The organism is Streptomyces sp. NPDC054841, assembly GCF_053611045.1.
Genome location: NZ_JBSGZO010000724.1, coordinates 1 through 3,101 on the forward strand (window position 1 = coordinate 1; position 3,101 = coordinate 3,101).

5 protein-coding genes and 1 pseudogene are annotated in these 3,101 nt (G+C 69.8%); 3 read left to right on the forward strand and 3 right to left on the reverse strand.

Features of this window, described 5'->3' with window-relative positions; genetic code table 11:
* A pseudogene (locus tag ACWGI8_RS42315) lies at window positions 1–163 on the reverse strand (TIGR02611 family protein); the annotation flags it as partial.
* A 189-nt stretch (window positions 164–352) separates the two neighbouring features.
* On the opposite strand from ACWGI8_RS42315, the gene ACWGI8_RS42320 reads away from it, so the two are divergent.
* Both ACWGI8_RS42320 and ACWGI8_RS42325 read left to right on the forward strand, forming a co-directional pair.
* Window positions 353–766: an SsgA family sporulation/cell division regulator gene (locus tag ACWGI8_RS42320; RefSeq protein WP_003959770.1), complete on the forward strand. Its 414-nt coding sequence runs from the start codon at window positions 353–355 to the stop codon at window positions 764–766.
* A 190-nt stretch (window positions 767–956) separates the two neighbouring features.
* The gene (locus ACWGI8_RS42325) at window positions 957–1,514 is read left to right on the forward strand and encodes a CGNR zinc finger domain-containing protein (protein WP_453668785.1); all 558 of its coding nucleotides are present in this window, start codon (window positions 957–959) and stop codon (window positions 1,512–1,514) included.
* A 23-nt stretch (window positions 1,515–1,537) separates the two neighbouring features.
* Here the strand turns inward: ACWGI8_RS42325 and ACWGI8_RS42330 are convergent, their stop codons facing one another.
* Together ACWGI8_RS42330 and ACWGI8_RS42335 are read right to left on the reverse strand one after the other, a co-directional pair.
* Complete coding sequence (locus ACWGI8_RS42330; RefSeq protein WP_453668786.1) at window positions 1,538–1,696, reverse strand: hypothetical protein; 159 nt, start codon at window positions 1,694–1,696, stop codon at window positions 1,538–1,540.
* A 135-nt stretch (window positions 1,697–1,831) separates the two neighbouring features.
* Entirely contained in the window at window positions 1,832–2,308 is a 477-nt protein-coding gene (locus ACWGI8_RS42335) for a hypothetical protein (RefSeq protein ID WP_453668788.1), read from the reverse strand.
* Window positions 2,309–2,438: 130 nt separating this feature from the next.
* Here ACWGI8_RS42335 and ACWGI8_RS42340 point away from each other — a divergent pair, with 130 nt between their 5' ends.
* The gene (locus ACWGI8_RS42340) at window positions 2,439–2,960 is read left to right on the forward strand and encodes a DsbA family protein (protein ID WP_453668787.1); all 522 of its coding nucleotides are present in this window, start codon (window positions 2,439–2,441) and stop codon (window positions 2,958–2,960) included.
* Window positions 2,961–3,101: the final 141 nt, after the last annotated feature.

Below are 3,101 nucleotides of genomic sequence, written 5' to 3' on the forward strand. Positions count from 1 at the left end.
AAACGCCTACCTGCCAGCTCAGATGAAGCGTCCGGCGCGCCTTCACGAACTCGGGCGCCCGCGAGCCGAGAGGCGGCTCTGCCGGCGCGGTCACATCCCCCGTGGCGGGTACAGCGGCCGCCGGGGCGGCGGCCCTTTCCCGCTCGTCACTCTCCGCATTCATGGGCCCCAACGTACCCGACGAGGGCAGGCTCTGGAATGACCGCACGGTCGTACTTGGGACTCCTCCGTACGGGGTACCTGAAGGATCACAAAACAGACAGAGGGGTTTACAACGGCACCGTAGGTGGCATGTCGATTTCGCCGACGTGCGAATCCCCGAGCGCACACTGAGCGAAAGGCCCTGGCGCTTATGAACACCACGGTCAGCTGCGAGCTGCACCTGCGCCTCGTTGTATCGAGCGAGTCCTCACTGCCTGTACCCGCGGGCCTGCGGTATGACACGGCCGATCCCTACGCCGTGCACGCCACCTTCCACACCGGAGCCGAGGAGACGGTCGAATGGGTGTTCGCCCGCGATCTTCTCGCCGAGGGGCTGCACCGGCCCACCGGCACCGGCGACGTCAGAGTCTGGCCGTCCCGCAGTCATGGCCAGGGCGTCGTCTGCATCGCTTTGAGCTCTCCGGAGGGCGAAGCCCTGCTCGAGGCCCCGGCCCGGGCCCTGGAGTCGTTCCTGAAGCGGACCGACGCCGCGGTGCCGCCCGGCACCGAGCACCGACATTTCGATCTCGATACGGAGCTCTCGCACATCCTGGCGGAAAGCTGAACCACGCCGAGAGCTGCTCGACGCCGTCCAACTCGGGGAGACGGCACCGCACGGACAACCACATAAGGCACGCTCCGGCGCCGTCGTCACGGAATCCACCGCGATGACGGCGCCGTCGCGTTTCCGGGGACCGGCTAGAGTCAGCGCAATTCTGCGGGCGCCCCGCCCGCAGCATGGCAGGGAGCGAATCGTGCTGATCCCTCACGACACCCGCATCGCCCTCGACACCGTCGTCGATCTGGTGAACACCGCACCCGAGCACGACGCGGGCGACGAACTCAAGGACGTCGCGTCGCTGTACTCGTTCGTACGGAGCCACAGTGTCAGTGACGTGGGTGAGCTGGGTGAACATGACCTGAACGCCGTACGGGAGGTGCGCGGCCGGTTCACCGAGGTGTTCTCGGCGCCGGACGCCCGTACCGCGGCCGAGCTGATCAACCAGCTGGTGGCCGCCGCAGGCACCACCCCGCAGCTGACCGACCATGACGGCTACGACTGGCATGTCCACTACTTCGCGCCCGGCGCCTCGGTCGCCGAGCATCTCGCAGCCGACTGCGGTATGGCACTCGCCTTCATCCTCGTGGCGGGCGAACGGGAGCGGCTGCGACGGTGCGAGGCACCGGACTGCGGGCGCGCCTTCGTCGATCTGTCCCGCAATCGCTCGCGGCGCTACTGCGACAGCCGCACCTGCGGCAACCGCCTGCACGTCGCCGCCTACCGGGCACGCCGCAAGGAAGCGGCCGGCTGAGGGGCACATCGCTCACAGGGGGCTCACAGCAGGAACAGATCGTGGACCGCGGCCATGAGCAGAAGACAGCCGATCACCCCGAGGAAGATCATCAGGGGCGGCTGGGAGAGCGCGAAGAGGCAACCACGCGGCTCGTCGGCGGGGGCGGGGACGGGGGCCTGGCCCCGGGAGGTATCCAGCATCTCGGGGTGATGATGACGCAGCGCGCGTCGCGATGATCGACCAACACGCCTCGATCGTGCGGGAGTTCATCACATCCCGTGGATGTTGACGGAGCACGGCCGCGCGCGGCACGCCGCACGGTGTACGGGATGCCGTCAGATGCCGTGCTTCTTGAGGATCGCCTCGATATCGCTGAAATCCTCGCCCTGCTCGGCGGCGCGCGGCTTTCCCTTCGGCCGGGCGGCCGGACGTGAGCCAGGGCCGACGGCGGGTGCCGACGCCGACGGGGCGACCGCGCTGGGGCGGCCGCTGTCCTCGGCGGCCTTGCCGAGGCTCCGCCGCTCCACGGCCCGGGAGGTCATGAACAGCAGCCAGGAGACCCCGAGCACTCCCACGCCCGCCCATGCCGCCGGGCTGAAGGCGGTGGCGGCGGCCCACTCGACGACTCCGGTCAGCACCAGCCCCAGCGGGATCAGCGCATACGCGGCGATACGGGTCGCGGTCAGGAAGCGCTTGCGGTACGCCGCGACCGCGGCGATGCCCAGCCCCGCCGCGGACACCGCGGAACAAATGGTCTCGGCAAGCATCCGGTCCTCCAGGGCGAGCGAAGCGAAGGGATACGTCCCTTCCATCCTGCACCGGACGACGGTGCACGGGCCACGGTCCGGCCGCACCTCAGGGAGATCTCCGGGGTGCCTCTCCTCCCCAGGTCCCAGCAGGTCCGGGTTGGGGCGTACGCGGCGGGGCTGGAAGACTGGCCCCATGAGCGACTCCTCCCCCGCCGGCCCCGTTGTCCTGGACGTCTGGTGCGAGCTGCAGTGCCCCGACTGCCGCGCCGCCCTCGCCGATCTGCGTTTCCTGCGCGACCGCTACGGCGACCGACTGGAGCTGCGGCTGCGCCACTTCCCGCTGGAGAAGCACAAGCACTCCTTCGCCGCAGCGCAGGCCGCGGAGGAGGCCACGGTCCAGGGGCAGGGCTGGGAGTACGTGGAGTCCGTGCTCGGGCGGGTCGAGGAGCTGGACCGCGGGGGCGAGCCGTTCCTGCTGGAGGTCGCGCGTGAACTCGGCCTGGACACGGAGGAGTTCGACACGGCTCTGATCGACGGCCGGCACATCCTGATCGTCGACGCCGACCAGGCGGAGGGCAAGGCCATCGGCGTCACCGGCACCCCCACGTATGTCATCGGCGGCGAGCGTCTCGACGGCGGCAAGAGCCAGGAGGGGCTGCGCGAGCGGATCGAGGAGATCGCGGACCGGCTCCTCGCGGAGCAGCGGGGCGCCTAGGCCTGGCTTGCGAAGGCACAGGGCCTGTCCGGCGGATCTTGCCGGGCAGGCCTAGGGCCGGTCCGGTGGATCAGGCTGGATCAGCGAGCGCCCGCCGCGAAGCGGCTGATGTCACTGATGCGGCTTCGGATCCAAGGCGGA

What these genes read in the sequence shown, in the direction of transcription:
- ACWGI8_RS42335 (WP_453668788.1), bottom strand. Translation starts at nt 2,308, where the DNA reads ATGGAAGGGACGTATCCCTTCGCTTCGCTCGCCCTGGAGGACCGGATG.
- ACWGI8_RS42340 (WP_453668787.1), top strand. Translation starts at nt 2,439, where the DNA reads ATGAGCGACTCCTCCCCCGCCGGCCCCGTTGTCCTGGACGTCTGGTGC.
- ACWGI8_RS42330 (WP_453668786.1), bottom strand. Translation starts at nt 1,696, where the DNA reads ATGCTGGATACCTCCCGGGGCCAGGCCCCCGTCCCCGCCCCCGCCGAC.
- ACWGI8_RS42320 (WP_003959770.1), top strand. Translation starts at nt 353, where the DNA reads ATGAACACCACGGTCAGCTGCGAGCTGCACCTGCGCCTCGTTGTATCG.